This window comes from Pedobacter sp. V48, from assembly GCF_000523515.1.
Lineage (GTDB): Bacteria > Bacteroidota > Bacteroidia > Sphingobacteriales > Sphingobacteriaceae > Pedobacter.
On record NZ_AWRU01000022.1, the window covers coordinates 1 to 17737 of the forward strand.

Annotated in this window: 12 protein-coding genes and 1 pseudogene; 8 read left to right on the top strand and 5 right to left on the bottom strand. The window is 40.0% G+C overall.

The features are described 5' to 3' along the window. The 6 genes and pseudogenes from N824_RS34395 to N824_RS38505 all read left to right on the top strand — a co-directional run. A pseudogene (locus N824_RS34395) lies at positions 1-281 on the top strand (hypothetical protein); the annotation flags it as partial. Positions 282-289: 8 nt separating this feature from the next. Beyond that, positions 290-2062 carry a gliding motility-associated C-terminal domain-containing protein gene (locus tag N824_RS17355; RefSeq protein ID WP_235207179.1) on the top strand — a complete coding sequence of 591 codons (1773 nt, stop codon included), beginning with the start codon at positions 290-292 and terminating at the stop codon, positions 2060-2062. Between the two features lie 57 nt (positions 2063-2119). Then, entirely contained in the window at positions 2120-3115 is a 996-nt protein-coding gene (locus N824_RS17360; protein WP_048906462.1) for a PorP/SprF family type IX secretion system membrane protein, read from the top strand. Positions 3116-3193: 78 nt separating this feature from the next. After that, a complete protein-coding gene (locus tag N824_RS17365; protein WP_048906428.1) occupies positions 3194-5188 on the top strand; it encodes an OmpA family protein in 1995 nt (664 codons plus the stop codon). 385 nt (positions 5189-5573) lie between these two features. Beyond that, positions 5574-6086, top strand: coding sequence for a hypothetical protein (locus tag N824_RS17370; RefSeq protein WP_048906429.1), 513 nt, complete (start codon positions 5574-5576; stop codon positions 6084-6086). 225 nt (positions 6087-6311) lie between these two features. Beyond that, a complete protein-coding gene (locus tag N824_RS38505; protein ID WP_373419290.1) occupies positions 6312-6386 on the top strand; it encodes a PID-CTERM protein-sorting domain-containing protein in 75 nt (24 codons plus the stop codon). Here N824_RS38505 and N824_RS17375 read toward each other — a convergent pair. From N824_RS17375 to N824_RS17390, 4 genes are read right to left on the bottom strand one after another with little or no spacing between them, the layout of a single operon-like run. Continuing rightward, positions 6376-7230, bottom strand: a complete 855-nt coding sequence (locus tag N824_RS17375) for an N-acetylglucosamine kinase (RefSeq protein WP_048906430.1) — start codon at positions 7228-7230, stop codon at positions 6376-6378. The two genes, N824_RS38505 and N824_RS17375, sit on opposite strands and share 11 nt — an antisense overlap. Before the next feature lie 18 nt (positions 7231-7248). Then, positions 7249-8559 carry a TolC family protein gene (locus N824_RS17380; protein WP_048906463.1) on the bottom strand — a complete coding sequence of 437 codons (1311 nt, stop codon included), beginning with the start codon at positions 8557-8559 and terminating at the stop codon, positions 7249-7251. Positions 8560-8581: 22 nt separating this feature from the next. Continuing rightward, positions 8582-11686 (bottom strand): efflux RND transporter permease subunit, encoded by a 3105-nt coding sequence (locus N824_RS17385; RefSeq protein WP_048906431.1) that lies wholly within the window; start codon positions 11684-11686, stop codon positions 8582-8584. A 10-nt stretch (positions 11687-11696) separates the two neighbouring features. Next, a complete protein-coding gene (locus N824_RS17390) occupies positions 11697-12779 on the bottom strand; it encodes an efflux RND transporter periplasmic adaptor subunit (protein WP_048906432.1) in 1083 nt (360 codons plus the stop codon). Between the two features lie 206 nt (positions 12780-12985). On the opposite strand from N824_RS17390, the gene N824_RS17395 reads away from it, so the two are divergent. Continuing rightward, positions 12986-14776, top strand: coding sequence for a M61 family metallopeptidase (locus tag N824_RS17395; RefSeq protein WP_048906433.1), 1791 nt, complete (start codon positions 12986-12988; stop codon positions 14774-14776). Between the two features lie 222 nt (positions 14777-14998). Here the strand turns inward: N824_RS17395 and N824_RS17400 are convergent, their stop codons facing one another. Further along, a complete protein-coding gene (locus N824_RS17400; protein WP_084498375.1) occupies positions 14999-15466 on the bottom strand; it encodes a hypothetical protein in 468 nt (155 codons plus the stop codon). A 473-nt stretch (positions 15467-15939) separates the two neighbouring features. Between N824_RS17400 and N824_RS17405 the strand changes: the two genes are divergently transcribed. Next, entirely contained in the window at positions 15940-17724 is a 1785-nt protein-coding gene (locus tag N824_RS17405) for a long-chain fatty acid--CoA ligase (RefSeq protein ID WP_048906464.1), read from the top strand. The last annotated feature ends 13 nt before the right edge of the window (positions 17725-17737 follow it).

A 17737-nucleotide genomic window follows, 5' to 3' on the forward strand; every position in this document is an offset into this window, starting at 1 on the left:
CGGTAACTAATCCTGTATTTACCTGGTACAGTGATGCTGCCTTAACCAATGCCGTATTTACCGGAGCAGAATTTAATACACCAGTATTAACAGCTACCAAAACGTACTATGTAACTGTAAGAGGCGATAACAGATGTGAAAACACAGCAGCTACAGCTAAGGTTGTTACTGTAACGGTTAATCCACCGGCCACAGCAGCTGATATTGCTGTAGCAGGAGCGGGCTCACCATTCTGTGCAGGTGCAACTGCTAAMYTMMSAKCNKAGCNAGTACAACGGTAACAAACCCAATATTCACATGGTATAAAGATGCTGCGCTAACCGATGTAGCATTTACCGGAGCAGAGTTTACCACTCCAGTATTAACAGCAACCACTACTTATTATGTAACAGTAAGAGGCGATAACAGATGCGACAACACAGCAGCTACAGCTAAGGTTGTTACCGTAACGGTTAATCCACCAGCCACAGCAGCTGATATTGCTGTAGCAGGAGCAGGCGCGCCATTCTGTGCAGGCACAACTGCCACGCTAACAGCAAGCAGTACAACTGCTACTAATCCGGTGTTTACCTGGTACAGTGATGCTGCGTTAACCAATGCAGTATTTACCGGAGCAGAGTTTACCACTCCGGTGTTAACAGCAACTACAACTTACTACGTAACTGTTAGGGCTTCCAATAAATGCGAAAACACTGCTGCAACTGCAAAAGTGGTTACAATTACAGTTAATCCTTTACCAGAAACACCAGTAGTAGCCAGCGCGGGAACAAGCATATGCAGTGGTGAGTCAACTGTGTTAAAAGTAGATAATGCCGAGGCAGGAATCTTGTACCAATGGTACAGTGCATCAGTAGGAGGAACATTATTATTTACTGGTGAACAATTCACCACCCCTGCCTTAACCACTAATACAGATTACTATGTACTGGCAGTAAGCGCTTCAGGTTGTGGAAATGCAACTGGCAGAACTAAAGTAACTGTAACTGTTTCACCAAAACCATTAACACCAATAGTCGTTTCGGCAGTGGTTGATGCTTGTATAGGAACTCCGGCTGTATTGAGTGTTTCAAGTCCTCAAGCCAATGGAGTAACCTACAAATGGTTTACTACTCCAACTGCAGGAACAGCTGTGGGTACAGGCACCAGCTTTACTACGCCTGCAATCACAACAACTACCACCTATTATGTTGAAGCTTCAACAGCATCTTGTGTAAGTACTGGTCGTACAGCAGTTAAAGTAAATGCCTCACCAATTCCTACAGCGCCAACTGCAATATCAGGAGCGGAAGGACCACTGTGTTCAGGTACGACTGCTACATTGGCAGTAACCAATCCTGATGCCGCACTTACCTATAGCTGGTATACTGTAGCAACCGGAGGAACTTCAATTGCTCAGGGTGTTACATTCATTACGCCTGCATTAACAGCAACTACAACTTATTATGTAGAAAGTAGCAATGCCACAGGATGCTCAAGTACAACACGCACATCAGTTGTGGTAACTGTACTAGGTAAACTTGAGGCACCAGTGGTGACTGTTAAAGAGAACAAAGCAACAGAAATAACATTCCAGTGGAATCCAATACCAGGAGCAACTGCTTACGAAGTGTCATTAGATAACGGACTAACATGGGTGGCACCAACAGGTGGAGCTACCGGAACTACTTATCTGGTAGCTGGTTTGAAACCTGATCAAAGTGTAACGATAAGAGTTAGGGCTAAAGGTCAGCTTGACTGTCAACTGAGTGATGCAACCAGCTTAACCGCTAAGAGCGATAATCCTTTAGGAAACACCATTTTTGTCCCTAATACATTTACACCAAATAATGACGGTAAAAATGATATTCTGTACGTGTACGGAAATACAATTGCAAAAATGAAGTTGCGTGTATACAACCAATGGGGACAATTTATTTACGAATCATTAAACATTCAGAATGGATGGGATGGAACGTATAAAGGTGATATACAGCCGAACGGTGTGTATGTGTATTTCCTGGAAGCGGAATTTAATGACGGGACTAAAACCACTAAAAAAGGCACAATAACCCTATTAAGATAAAAGATGTTTCCAGTTAATATTAATCATTTACCTAAAAACTCGAAAAACAAATTTGTTATGAAGAAACTAATAAAAATAATAGCACTAGGAGCGTTTTTAAGTTTGGGAGCTGTAAGGGTGGTTGCACAGATTGATCCGCACTTCTCTCAATACTACGCCCACCCGCTATGGCTAAACCCAGCATTAACCGGGGTAACAGACGGTGAATACAGGGTTTCCTTGAATGCCAAACAACAGTGGGGAACTATTTCAAATTCATTTTTAACCGGGGGGGCGTCATTTGACATGGCCCCGGTTAAAAACTTAGCATTCGGTGCAATGGTTTTGAATCAGAATGCTGGAGATATTAGTTATAATCACCTCAGCGCAATGGTTTCAGGGGCTTATCGTATCCACTTCGGAAAGATCGGTTTAAACATGATAAACTTTGGTTTGCAAGCCGGTATTCTTAATAAAAGCTTTGATCCATCAAAGATTACCTTGGGTGCACAATTCAACCCAATAACGGGTTACGATCCTAATTTTGGAATAAACGAGTCTTTTGCATCCTCTAATACATTAGTGCCGGATGTGAATGCAGGATTTATGTATTTCGATGGAAATCCAGGACAAAGAGTTAACGTATTTGGGGGTGCAATGGCAGGGCATATCACCAGGCCGGTCGATAAGTTTTTAGGAAATAGCGTTCGTATGCCAATTAGATATGCAGCTCATGGTGGTGCTAGAATTAAAATGTCAGAAGTTCTTGATATTACTCCAAACGGACTATACATGAAACAAGGGAATGCACGTGAAATAGCAGTCGGTGCTTATGCACAGTTTATGCTTAATCAGGAATCGGATTTGCTTTTCGGGTCTAACTATAGGGTTGATGATTCTGCAATAGCTTTCTTCGGATTACACCTGAAAAACATGGTCTTTGGGGTAAGTTATGACTTTAACACCTCAAGTTTAAGTAGAGCTACGCGTAATCAGGGAGGGTTAGAGCTATCCATTTCATTTACCAGTAGAAAGGGAATTACAGGCCCTAACTTCTTTTGTCCAAGATTATAAACCAACGCGATATGAACCGAGCATGATTCATCATGCGAGCTCCATCTGACCACCTAAACATAAATAAATCATTTACAAATGAAACTGCTTAAAACATTACTGATCCTGTGCTTATTCACAACTGCTGCAAATGCGCAATTTGTAACCAATAGTAAGAGAGTAGCGGATGTCTATTTTCAAAATAAAGAGTATTACGCAGCTGCAGAATATTATAAAAGATCACTGCAACTATCCTCAGCAGATAGTGCTGGATTTATAGTGCCTTATGGTTTTGCAAATAAGATTAAACAAGATAATCCTAAAAAGGAAGATTACGAATACAGCGTATTTCAATTGGCTGAGTCTTTAAGGCTTTATAAAAACTTTACTGATGCAGAGAAGTGGTACGCTTTGGCCAAGGAATTTAAGGACCCGAAATATGTACTTGCTACATTTTGGTATGCGGAATCACTAAGAGCAAATCAAAAATTTGAAGAAGCAGTTACAGCTTTCAACGAATTTGCGAGCAAGTATAAGCTTAATGATGCGTATGCTGCAAAAACAAAATCTGAAATAGCTTCTTGTCAGTTTGCGTTATTTGAACTGCGCTATCCAAGGTTGTTTAAGTTAACCAAACTTCAAAACGACATTAACCAAAAAGGATCGAACTATACACCGGTTATAAAAGACAGTAAATTTTACTTTACCTCTTCCAGACCAGTAGCTGATGCAGGTAAAAAGGAAATCTTAACTGATCAAACCAATGCTAAGGTGTCAAAAAAAGAAACTCCCTATTTGAATGCGGTGTATGAAACTCCAGGTAATCCTTTAACCGGAGGTATCACAATTAAAAAAGTAGCATTAAACAGTTTAAACAAAGAAGCAGCTGCTCCGGCTTTTCATCCAAACGGAAAAGTAATTTATATTACCAGCTGGACAGGTCAGGGAGACAAAAAAATCTATCAGCTAACCTCATCGGATAAAGGATGGAGCGATCCTGTTGAACTGGCAAGCCAAGTAAACGTTAAAGGATTTAATGCCATCCAACCTTTTGTAACGAAAGATGGCAAGTACTTAATCTTCTCGTCTAACAGACCTGGTGGACAAGGTAAATATGATTTATGGTATTGCCCTTTGAGGACTGATGGATCATTAGGACAAGCGATAAATTTAGGTGCTAAGGTAAACTCTCCTGAGGATGATCAGGCTCCATACTATAATGTTCAAACCAATAAATTACTTTTTAGCAGTAATGGCAGAATAGGGATGGGAGGATTTGATTTTTATGAAAGTGAAGGTGATTTCACGAATTGGTCGGAGCCTCGCAATGTTGGTTATCCATTTAACTCCTCAAAAGACGATATATATTATACTCCTTCCGATAACTCTGATACCGAAGGTTATATTAGTTCAGATCGTGAATCTCTTTGCTGCCTGGAGGTTTTTAACGTAAAACGTGAATACCTTACCGTCAAAGGTATTGTTTACGATTGCGATACAAAACAACCTTTGCAAGATGCCACCATTATACTTGTTGATTCACTGCAAACACTTAAAACAACTACAAATCAAGCAGGAGAGTACACCTTCAAGGTAAACTCTAATCGTAAGCTGAAACTAACCGCAGAAAAAGATAAATACTTCTCTAAAATTTTAAATTTCGGGTATGATGATTTAGCAAAAAAAGATACCTTGTTTAGTCCTGATATTTGTTTAACTCCTTATGAAATTGACAAGCCTATCGTGCTTAAGGATGTTCTGTATGAGTTTGATAAAGCAACGCTAACCGAAGATTCAAAAGGTAAGCTAGATCACTTGTTCTCAATAATGGAGGATAATCCTAAAATTGAAATCGAGCTAAGTGCACATACAGACAGCAAGGGCTCAGATGCTTATAACATGGATCTATCGGTGAGAAGAGCGAAATCTTGTGTGGATTATTTGGTTTCAAAAGGAATACCTATTTCAAGAATGACAAGCAGAGGCTATGGTGAAACAAAACCAGTAGCTCCTAATGAACTACCTAATGGTAAAGATAATCCTGAGGGACGCGCCCTTAACAGGAGAACTGAATTTAAGGTTACAAAGAAATAAAATACTAATACCCGTCTCTTAACAGGTCTTCAGAATGCTTAATTTTGAAGACCTGTTTTTTTTAACCTTGTTTTTAAATAACGGGGAAATGACTCCGGTTTGAGGAAAGTTTACCCCCTTTACTTCTCTTGGATTGTATCTTTTGTTACACATAATCCTGGTTCGTCGGTTTTCATTGCGAATCCTAAATATTAAACACCCCCTTCGATTAATCATAGGAGATAGATTTATTCGTTGTCAGCCATAGAAAAGCAATTTTTTATTGCACAACACCAAATCAGGTATGGTAATTGCCATATAACAGGCATGTTAGCTGTTGTGCAATGCCTTGATTGCAAGCGCTATGGGATAAAAATAAAGTTTAATTGTTTTGCGAATTGTAAGTATGATTGGAATCAATGTAATTTCACCAAACGAATACCCTTGCCTGGAAAATTTAGAGCAATATAAAATTTTGCATACTAGGCCAGAGCCAGTGTTTGATAAACTAGTAGCGATATCGGCAAAGATGTCGAATGTTCCTTTAGCAATGATCAATTTTGTAGACAACCATAAAGCCTGGGGGATGTCAGAACAATCAGAATCTGCTGATATGGACATTGATCAAACTAACCATATATGTTCAATTGCAATACAAAAGGATAGCGTTGTGAAATTTGAAACCATTACAAAAAATCCTGGTTTAATTTTAAATCCAATGGCGCTTGGTGAACTTGGATTGCAATTTTTTGCTTCGGCTGTTATTACTACCAAGGGTGGACTTAATGTAGGAACAGTTTGTATTGTAGATAGTCTATATAGAGAGTTTAATTCAACCGAACAGAAAAAATTGGATTGGATTGCCTCCATGGTAACCGCCGAAATGGACAAGCGATTAGCAGTTCATGCAGTGGCTTAATTCTTCCGATAACAGCCCAAAATGATAACTCTGTGCCGGGGCTCCTCCCAATGGAAAGGGAGATAGAATGAATGTCAATGCCAGTCTTAGTCATCAAAAAAAGTTTGTCAATGGTAAATAATCCAGATAGACTTAAACCCATATGAGAAAATACGCATTTATAATCATGAATTATTTTAAACGGTAATGCTATGGCTTAAGGAGATGATCCCGACGCACCAATTGATGCGGGTTAGTTTATTGCTTGCGGCAGGAGCCATCTATGTTATAAAAAGGATAAGGCGACAGCTTAAACCATGATGCCTTCTTTTTTTAAGATGTAATTGTAAATACCCTCAATAGGTTTTTGATATATCTTACCAACCTTTACCTGGTTTTCAATACAAACTTCTCTCAAAATATCCTGATAGTAAAATGCAATAGAGCCTACAAAGTGGGTGTCAAGGCTTTTATAATTAGGATAATCCTTAATGTTAGAATCTACAAATTCCTGGAAACCCTCACGTAAAATATTGATGATAAAAGGATGATCAGGATGAGAAGCCATGAAACGACTTATCGAGGCCAGGTAGATATTCGGGGCCGGTTTTTGATAAAGATTGGTAATAACAGATTCCTTGTCAATTTGATAAGTATCAGCAAATTCAACAGCAAGGTCAGCAGGCATCTGGTGATACAGATAGCTTGTAATCAGCTTACGACCAAAATAGGTGCCCGAACCTTCATCACCGAGTGCATAACCCAAACCATGTGCTCCGTTATGAACCTCTTTGCCATCGTAATAAGAAATATTAGATCCAGTGCCCAAAATACAGGTTAATCCTTTTTTATCACCACAAGTTGCATATGCCGAACCAATCAAATCATGTTCAACAGAAACGTAAGCCTTGGTAAAGAAAGAAGAGATCCCATTTGAGATCACCTCAATTTTATCAGGCGACGAGCATCCTGCGCCAAAGAAATAGATTTCTTTAACCTTATCAGCGTAAGGGGCAATTTCTTTCTTCTTCGAAAACAATTTGAAAATATCATGTGCATTTAAGAAATAAGGATTTATTCCTTGCGTACTAAAGTTGATTTTTTCATTGGGGCTGTAACCCATCCAATCGGTCTTAGAAGAACCACTGTCTGCTACTAGAATCATGCGATAAAAATACTAATCTTATTGGATATTTAAAGTGCCACTTATCTCTTTTAAACTGATTTCTGTAAGTTTTGCCTGATATTGAGCATCTAAAAATCTGGTTATTGCATTTATAGAGTTTCTTTGAGCCTCTCTAAGCTCCAACGGCGCAATGCTTCCAAGCCTGTACTTTGCTAAAGTGATGTCTAGATTTTGCTTGGCAATGTCAACATTTTTAGTCTCAACCTTTAACAAATCTAAGCTTGTTTTATAATTCTCAAAAGCTGTCAGTAGCTGAGCGCTAATGGTTTGCTTGGTTTTTTCAAGCTCCACTTCCGAGGAATTAATCTGCACCTTAGCATTCCTTTCATTCTGGCGCTGTAAAAAACCATTAAAGATATTCATGCTAGCAGTTAAGCCATAGGAGATACCCTGACCTCTAAATTTCTGGTTAAATCCAGTAGGGTTGGCACTTCTTGAAAATGCATAACCACCATTTACACCCACTACCGGATATCGCTGACCCTTCACTTCCTTTAAACTAAGCTCAGCCACCTTTTTATTAATAAAAGCATTCTGTAGATCAGGATTCAATTGTAACGTTTGTTCCTGTAACAGCGTATAATTCAGTTTATAATCAATGTCCATATCCTCTTGCGCAGTAAACTTAGTATCAATAGCCCTGGCCATAACCTGATTAAGGGTAATCATTGATGTTTGCAACAGATTTTTTTGCTGTAAATAAGCCGATGTATCCGTGTTGTAGTCGACCTGAGCAGCTAAAACATCAAGTTTAGAACCCTTACCCAGCTGCAGTTTATTGTCAGCAATGGTTAGCCTGAATCTCGAAATATCCAATGCACTATCATTAGCAACAACAAGTTGTTGCTGCTTTACTACCGCGTAATAGGAATTAATTACATCCGCAATTGTAGTTAATATGGTGGCTTTTGCGTTTACCTCGCCCTGTTTTTGCAACTCCTTTAACTTATCATAAGTAGCAAACATCTTAAAACCATCAAAAATTGTCCAATCAAGCGCAACACCATAGTTCATGCTGGTGTTCCTTACCCCATCGGCAACTCTTTCGGCACCGGTAGAAGTTGTCTGTACCGTGTTTTGTCTACTCCCGTCAGTTGCAAAACTCCCTGTAACCCCAGGTAAAAACCCGGCATTGCCAATATTGGTGTTGTTCTTTGCAATCTGCAAATCATTGTTAACCAGTTTTATATCGTAGTTATTTTGTAGAGCGATGGTAATTGCCTGTTGCAGCGTTAGTGTCTCCTGAGCCGATGCATTTTGTACAAAGGCTGCAAGAAGTATGATCAAAATAAAATTAAACTTTTTCATGTTTCTCTTTGTAAATGGGCCCTTATACATTTTCCGTTTTCAACGCAGCTATTAAAGACTCTTTTAGTTCGGAATTTTCCTTATGCTCTTTAGACCAGAACGAATAAATAGCAGGGATAACAAACAACGTAAGAATCAGCGCGAATATAGTACCACCAACAATCACAATACCCATACCCATCCTGCTTTTTGCAGCGGCACCTAATGCCATTGCAATAGGAAGCGCACCAATGGCAATAGCCAAACTGGTCATCAAAATAGGTCTTAACCTTGATACCGAAGCCTCTCTGATTGCATCATGAACGCTTTTGCCCTTTTCTTTAAGCTGATTGGCAAATTCAACAATCAAAATGCCATTCTTAGTTACCAATCCGATAAGCATAATGGTGCCAATCTGGCTAAATATATTCCAGCTTTGGCCAAACAACCAGAGGGACAAAAATGCCCCGGCCACAGCCATCGGTACCGTTAATATAATGATAATGGGGTCTTTAAAGCTTTCGAACTGAGCCGCAAGAATCAGGTACACCAGTAACAATGCAAGGCCAAAGGCAAAAGAAGTATTAGATGAACTCTCTCTAAAATCTCTCGACTCACCACCCAAATCAGTAGAAAAAGTTTCGTCAAGTATTTTAGCCGATATCCTGTCCATTGCATCCAGACCTTCTCCGATGCTTTTGCCCGGAGCCAGACCTGCTGAAACAGTTGCTGCGGTAAAGCGGTTGTTACGGAATAACTGCGGCGGACTACTCTCTTCTTTACTCGAAACCAGGTTGTCAATCTGAATCAACTCACCTTTATCGTTTCTAACATATACAGAACTAAGATCAAGCGGGTCTTTTCTATCGCCAACCTCAAACTGACCAATAACCTGATACTGCTTTCCGTTCATAAAGAAGTAAGAAAAGCGCTGACCGCTTAAGCCCAGTTGCAAAGCAGAGCCAATATCGGCAACAGAAACCCCCAGGTTTTTAGCCTTAGCCCTGTCAATAGTTAAGTCAATTTCGGGCTTATTAAACTTCAAATTCACATCAGAAGTAGTAAAAGTAGGATCCTTAGCCACCTCATCCATAAACAAAGGCACTTTTTCTCTTAGCTTTTCGAAATTCTGCGCCTGTATAATATAATTAATAGGCAAACCACCCCTACGACCAACCGAAATAGTAGGCTGTTGTGTTACAACCACTTTTCCTTCAGTATATTTCCTGGTAATCTTGGTCAAAGCATTGGTAATATCAGCTTGCGAACGTTGCCTTTCTCCCGGGTCACTTAAGCCCATTCTTACGAACCCACTATTTGTCGATGCCGAACCACCAAAACCCGGCGAGGTAACCGTAATGGCCACTTTCTTTTCAGGTACAGAATCCTGAACCATTTGGGCAACCTTACCAACAAAGTCATCTGTATAGGTAAAAGAAGAACCTTCAGGTAAAGTCAGGTTCATGTTAATCGCACTTCTGTCGTCATACGGAGCAGTTTCTTTAGGCAACATCTTCCAGAACAAAACAATAAGACCCAAACAAACCAAAATAATTGGAATTGCCAACCACCTTCTGTCCAAAAACTTGTTTAGTTTTTCTTCGTACCAATCATTCATGGCCACAAAGTATGGCTCGGTCATGTCGTAGAATCTGGATTTTTTGTGCCCGCTTTTTTTCATCAGGTAGGCATTTAGCATCGGTGTTAACGTAAGCGATACAAATGCCGATATGAGCACGGCGGCCCCTATTACCACCCCAAACTCCCTGAACAGCCGGCCTACAAAGCCCTGCAAAAATATAACCGGTAAAAATACCGCTGCCAGAGTTACTGAAATTGAAATAACGGCAAAAAAGATCTCGTTAGAGCCTTTTATTGCCGCCTCGAAAGGAGAGTAACCTTCTTCCACCTTTTTAAAGATGTTTTCTGTTACGACAATACCATCATCAACCACCAAACCCGTTGCCAATACAATTGCCAGCAGCGACAATACATTAATAGAAAATCCAAAAATGTACATGATAAAAAACGTAAACACCAGCGATACCGGAATATCAATCAGCGGCCTCATTGCAATTGCCCAGTCTCTAAAGAAGAGGTAGATGATCAGAATAACCAGAATCAGCGACAGGATAATTGTTTCCGCAACCTCAGTAACTGAGCTTTGGATAAACCTTGTAGTATCCAGTGAAACATTAAGCTTTATATCCTGTGGAATATCTTTTTGAAGCTGTTCAAACCGCTTGTAAAACTCTTTGGAAATATCGAGGTAATTAGCTCCCGGCTGCGGAACCAGGCCAACAGCAACCATCGGCTTTCCAGATTCTCTTAAAACAGTTTCCTCGTTCTCAGAACCCAGAACCGCATAACCAACGTCTTTTAACTGCACCACATTGTCCGAATCATTTTTCAGGATCAGGTTGTTGAATTCATCTTCGTCGGTTAACTTACCTAAGGTTTTTATAACCAGCTCTGTACTTGCGCCTGTAATTTTACCAGATGGCAACTCTACATTTTCCCTGTCTAAAGCAGTAACAATATCTTGCGAGGTTAAGCCGTAAGCGGCCAGCTTATTCGGGTCTATACGAATACGCATGGCATATTTTCTTTGCCCCTGTATCTGTATACTACTAACCCCGGTTATGGTCTGCAGCCTATCAGAAATTACGTTTTCGGCGTAATCACTTAGCTGCATTACATTGCGCTTATCGCTTTGCACGGTCATCGTAATTACCGCATCAGAGTTGGCATCGGCCTTACTTACAACCGGATTGCCATCAATATCTTTAGGCAAACTCCTTGCAGCCTGCGATACCTTATCGCGAACATCGTTAGCTGCATCATCTATGTTTTTATCCAGATTAAACTCTATGGTAATATTACTACTGCCCTGATTACTTGATGAAGAAATATTCCTGATCCCGTCAATTCCATTAATAGATTTTTCAAGCGGTTCAGTGATCTGCGATTCAATAATATCAGAGTTTGCACCCGGATAAGAAGTCCGTACAGAAACCACCGTAGGGTCAATATTGGGGAACTCCCTAACTCCTAAAAAGTTATAGCCGATAACCCCAAACAAAAGGATCATCAGGTTCATTACAATGGCCAAAACCGGCCTTTTTATACTCGTGGTTGAAATACTCATCCTGCCGCTCTTAGTTTTTAGTAACTGTTACATGTACCGGCGTCCCTGTTTTAAGAGCCATGGCACCTGTGGTTAAAACTGTATCTCCAACTTTTAGTCCCGAAGTAATCACGATAGCTTTTGCCGTACGGGTACCCGCCTCAACCGAAACCTGCTGCGCCTGTCCGCCCTTACTTACAAATACTGTCTTCCCGTCAAGCACAGGAATTATAGCCTCATTAGGAATTAAAATAGCATCGTTTAAAGTAGTAAGCGCTAGTTTAATCCTTGCAAAAGCGCCCGGCAGTAACTCGTTATTCGGGTTAGCAGCCAATGCTTTAATTTGCAGCGTTCTTGTTTGTGAATTAATTCCCGGTTCAATGGCAAATACCTTTCCGATGTAAGATTTTGCAGACCCATCAGTTCTAAAAGAGATCTCAGAGTGTAATTTGATCTGGCCCACATACTTTTCAGGAACCGCGAAGTTTATTTTAATAGGGTCTATGCTAAGCAGGTTTGCTATAATACTGGCAGGGGTAATATATTCGCCAACTGAGATAGAACGCAACCCAATTTTACCACTAAAAGGGGCATATATAGATGTTTTAGCCAATTGCGCACGGATCAATTGCGTTTGCGACTTAAGCGATTGCAAGTCTGCAAGCGAGGTATCATACTCTTCCTGACTAATTGCTCCCTTTTGCAAAAGCTGTTTTGCACGGGCTTCATTAGTAGCCGATAACTTTTCTTTAGTAAGTGCGTCCTGTAACTGGGCTTGTATATCCCTGTCGTTAATTTTTACCAGCAGCGTACCTTTACTTACGTTTGTGCCTTCCTTAAAATTAATTCCGGTAACCAAGCCAGATACCTCACTTTTTAACGTAACAGCCTCATTGGCCTCAATAGCCCCTGTTATTTCAAGGTCATTGTTAAAAGCAGCGGTGTTTACCACCACGCCATTTACATTCATGCTTGGTGCGCCACCTTTGGCACCTTTACCTCCGCCTTTTCCGCCACCTGAATTTTCGATCGCCTTATTGGCCGAAATCCTGTAATAGATAAAATAAAGAAACCCTAAAACAATTAGGGCGTAAACGATATACTTGAGCTTCATATTGGCTTTGTTGACTTTGTTAGCGTACAAAAATATTCAAATATGGTGCCCCACAACCCTTGTATTAAGGATGTTACAGCTCCATTAACGTAATATTTTACTTACGAGCCTATTAAACGGCACATAAAATATACACTATTTTAAGCACTTTTATCTAAGTTTGGCACAGTAAAAAACAACTAACTTATATTAATAAAGAATTTTTGATGAAAACATCATTAGCAGGATTAATCGTATTACTATCAATAAGTATGACAACTAAGTCGCAGGTAAAGATTGGGTTCGAAGTAAATTTCACAGAACCACAGGCACATTACGTTGAAATGGAAATGAACATTTCAGGATTAACAAAGGATTATGTAGACGTAAAAATGCCTGTATGGGCGCCAGGATCTTATCTGGTTCGCGAGTTTGCAAAAAATGTAGAGGGCTTTTCGGCCACTGCTAACAACAAGCCTGTTAAGTTCGAGAAAGTAAGAAAAAACGCCTGGAGAGTGTATTCCGCAAAAGCAAAAAACATCAAAATCAAATACCGTGTGTATGCTTTTGAAATGTCTGTGCGTACCTCTTTTGTGGATGAAAGCCATGCTTTTTTATCAAGCACGGGAATATTTATGTATCCTGATGGCATGCTAAACCTGCCAAGTACTGTTAAAGTTAATCCTTTTAAAGGTTGGGGAAAGGTATCTACCGGCTTAGAGTCGGTAAGTGGAAAGCCGTTTACTTATGCGGCATCGAACTTCGATATTTTGTTCGATAGCCCTATTGAAGTAGGTAATCAGGATGTTTTTGAGTTTACCGCGTCTGGTGTTAAACACGAGGTAGCTATGTATGGCGGCGGTAATTACGACAAGGAAAAGTTACAGGTTGATATGGCTAAAGTGGTTGAACAAGGAACTGCTATTTATGGCGAAAACCCAAACAAGCACTATACTTTTATTGTGCACAACCGCTCTGTTGGAGGTGGTGGTCTGGAACATTTAAATTCTACTGTACTTGGTGCATCCAGAGATAAATATGCGGATGCAAAAGGGTATAAAGATTTTCTAAATCTTGTTGCACACGAGTATTATCACCTCTGGAACGTAAAACGCTTACGCCCTGTTGCCTTAGGTCCGTTTGATTACGACAATGAAAATTACACTTCAAACCTTTGGGTTGCCGAAGGTTTTACTTCCTATTACGAGAATAAACTAACGCACCGCGCTGGCTTTTTTACTGTTGATGAAACCGCACAGGCGCTTGCAACTGCTATTGCCAATGTGGTAAACACACCAGGTGCTAAAGTGCAGTCGGCTGCCGAAGCGAGTTATGACGCATGGATTAAAGCATATCGTCCAAATGAAAACTCTAACAATGCCACCATTTCTTATTACAGCAAAGGCGAGGTTGTAGGTATGCTTATGGACATCGAAATTGCCCATGCTACAAAAGGAGCTAAGAGTTTGGATGACGTAATGAAAGCCATGTATCATGAGTACTATAAAAAACTGGGCAGAGGTTATACTGATGCTGAATTTAAAGCTATGGTAGAGACAGTTAGTGGCATCAGCTTTACTGATTTCTGGGCTAAATATGTAAATGGAACGGGTGCTATTGAGTATAAAAAATACTTCGGCTATGCGGGTATTAATGTTGTAGACGAAAATGAAGGTAAAAGTATTCCGTATTTAGGTGTGGCGTCTAAAAAAGTAGAGGGTGACATTATTGTATCGGCTGTTTCGCGTAATTCTTCTGCCTGGGATGGTGGCTTAAATGTGAATGACCAGATTGTAACTGTGGATGGTGTACCTGTTGAGGTTGCCATCGAGAAAATGCCGGTTGTTACAAGTAAAAATGTTGGTGATGTGATTACTGTTACTATTAGAAGAGATGGTTTGGTAAGAGATATTAAACTTACTTTAAAGGCTAATCCGAATGTTAAATTGGTAACTACGGTTAATGAGAACGCAAGTGATGGAGAGAAGGCCGTCAGGAATCGCTGGTTAAAAGGCTAAGAAATACTTACTATTCAGAGGCGGGAATAAATGCGCTGAAAAAGCGCAATGCTTCCCAGGCCTTTTCTTAGCAAGCATTTTTTAAGTAGCCCTCTAGTGCTAAAACGGTAGCGGGAATTAGGGCACTGTTACTTAAATAGAATGATATATTATATAACAAGGGCTGCGAATTCATATTCGCAGCCCTTGCTGTTTTTCAATAGGGTAGATGTGTAGTTTTATCTAGAACGCGTAACGTAATGAAATACCGAAACGTGCTGCAGTAAATTCTGTTCCTTGATTAAGGGTAAACATTGGGCGCCAGTCAAATGCAAAATCAATTGGTGCATTTGGGATTTTAAAATCTAAACCAGCAGTAGGTCTAAGTTGAACTGCAGTTGCATGTTTTCCAAACAAGAAATTCGGACCAACACCTAAATACCAATCTAATCCTCTTGCACCTGCAATTGGAGCCTGATACTGAAATTCTGCACCTAAACCAACAACGTTTCCGTCAAAAAAGATAAGGTTGGCATCAACTGCACCGTTTCTAGAGAAGAAGTGTTTTACGTTAAAACCAACGCCGGTTGATCCGTCGCCAGCGTCAATACGCATACCTAGGGCAGTTTTATAACTTTGAGCATTAGCCACATTTGATGTTAATGCTAGCAACGCTGTGCAACAAAATAGAGTAAAGATTAATTTTTTCATAATGTCTGTTTTTAACTTTTTATTAGATGAAAGCATGATAACAACTATTGTGCCACGGCATGACATTCAGATTATAAATACTGGTTTTCAGCGAGGTAGTCTTATACAAAATGGGAATTACTGGCGGTGGCTTCCTATGAGTGTAGGTTATCCAAGATTTGACTTATTGTTCAACCTTTTAGGGAAATTATAGAACCTCATAAGAAATAGTTGAAAAATAACTAATAAATAAATGGGGAAAATTGTGCCGAAGAGATCGCTCCTATCGTCGAAATGACGGGGTTAAGAATGTATTGCGGCACGATGAATTGTTCATCACCCCCGTCCTAAAAATGACCAAAATCACGCTACAATTGTAAAATAATATTAATTATTTTTAGTTAAGTTTGGAAAACAAGGGGCGTAGAGGAAGATTATATGGAGATATCCTTTGTGAACCAAATTCCTATAATATAAATATTAAGCGAAGTACCATGGCTGCAACGATAACAAGAGTATTCGACTTGCTTCAATACAATTTAGAGAAATTTCCAAAGGAAGAATTTGTTAGTGGTAAAATAAACGGAAAATGGGTAAAATACAGTACCCAAAAGTTTTGCGACACTGTGGATGCCCTGAGCCGCGGACTGATCGGCATTGGGATAGGTAAAGAATCCAGAGTTGCGGTGATTTCACCAAACAGACCTGAATGGAATATTACCGATTTTGCCATTATGCAAATAGGTGCCTATCAGATACCACTTTACCCAACGCTTGCAGAGCACGACATCAAATTTATTCTTGAAAATGCAGAAGTTACTGTGGTTTTTGCAGCCGATGAAACGCTTTATAAAAAACTAAAAAACGTCTGTGCAGAACTGGGTACAGATATAAAAGTATATACGTTTAATGATGTGCCAGGTGCCGATAATTGGTCTGTCTTGTTAGATGATGGTGCAAAACAAGCTCAGCTAAATTTGGATGAGTACAGAAATCAAATAAAGGCCGAAGATATTTTAACTCTTATTTATACTTCGGGAACAACCGGAACACCCAAAGGAGTAATGCTTACGCATGATAACCTGGTTAAAAACTTCGAGAATTCAGCAGTGCTTTTGCCAGAAGGAATTACAACGGGCTTGAGTTTCCTGCCCCTGTCTCATATTTTTGAACGGATGGTTGTTTACCTGTACATGTATACCAATACATCGGTTTATTATGCCGAGAGCATGGATACCATTGTGGCCGATATTCAGTTTGTAAAACCTACGGTTTTTTCTACCGTTCCAAGATTGTTGGAAAAGGTATACGAAAAGATCATGGAAAAGGGTAAAGCGCTTACCGGTATTAAAAGGGGAATCTTCTTTTGGTCGGTAGCCCTGGCCGAGAAATATGAAATTGAAAGCGGTTGGTTCTATAATTTTAAATTAGGCATTGCCAGAAAACTGGTATTTAAAAAATGGCAGGAAGCACTGGGTGGTAATGTCATTGTTATTGTTTCTGGTGGTGCGGCATTAAATCCGCGATTGGCAAGAATCTTCTGGGCGGCAGATATGCCGGTATTTGAAGGTTACGGACTAACGGAAACATCACCCGTAATTACAGTAAACCACTTCGGTAACACCATGTTTGGTACAGTTGGGCCTGCAATTAAGGGCGTAGAAGTAAAGATTGCCGAAGACGGAGAAGTTTTAGCGCGTGGTCACGACATTATGAAGGGCTATTACATGCGGGATGACCTGACTGCCGAAACCATAGATAAAGATGGTTGGTTCCATACCGGAGATATTGGTGAGCTGGTGGGTGGCAAGTTTTTGAAAATCACAGACCGTAAAAAAGAGATATTTAAAACTGCGGGCGGCAAGTACGTGGCGCCTCAAATGATAGAAAATAAATTTAAGGAAACTCCTTTGGTAGAGCAGGTGATGGTATTGGGCGAAAATCGTAAGTTTCCATCTGCCTTAATTGTTCCTAATTTTGTAGCGTTAAAGGCCTGGGCAGCGAAAAAGGGAATTGAGTATACCACCGATGCTGAAATGGCAAAGGATCCGAATGTGTTAGAAAAGTTCCAGCAAATTGTTGAGCTATCTGGTAAAGAATTTGGTAAATGGGAGCAGGTTAAGCGCTTCTCCCTGCTGCCTAAGCAATGGAGCATTGATGGTGGTGAACTTACCCCTAAGCTTAGTTTGAAACGGAAAGTTATTCTGGAAAAGAATAAAGATATTATAGAGAAAATTTATGCCGACGCAGAGAATTATAAAGAAGAGAAACACGCATAGGAACATTGTATTA